Below are 465 nucleotides of genomic sequence, written 5' to 3' on the forward strand. Positions count from 1 at the left end.
GAAAAAGTTCTTCTTCATCGGATGCTCCGTTAAAAATCGCCCAGGGCGTCCCAGGCGGGGTGATGGTCTGTCTCGCGGGCACGGTCGGCCCCGGTAGTGGATGTGTCGTCGGCCCGCCGCACGCGCGCCGGGCGCGCGGCGCCACGCGACGCCGGCGCCGTGCCGTCCGGCACGACTGCGATCGGCGGCACGACCGCGCCGCTGGCGCCAATCGCATTCGTGGCCACGCGCTGCACATAGCTCGTCCCGCCCGGCTCGCGCTTGAAGCCTCGTGTGAAATTGCCGCTGTAGTAGCAGCTGAGCGCGGCACGCACCGCGTCTTGCGGCACGCGGCCGCCGGCCGACGCGCGGGTGTAGCAGTCGGCGAGGATGGTGCCGCCGGCGCGCAGATTCGCGCACGGATCGAACACGGTTTCAGCCGTCAGCCCGTAGATACGCAGGTTCGCGCGGTTGACCTGCGAGAGC

Annotated in this window: 1 protein-coding gene; it reads right to left on the minus strand. The window is 70.1% G+C overall.

The features are described 5' to 3' along the window. Nucleotides 1-29 precede the first annotated feature (29 nt). Nucleotides 30-465 (minus strand): lytic transglycosylase domain-containing protein (locus tag ACV22V_RS32570; RefSeq protein ID WP_448016843.1); only part of this gene is annotated, 436 nt, incomplete at its 5' end.

This window comes from Burkholderia sp. AW33-5, assembly GCF_053427615.1.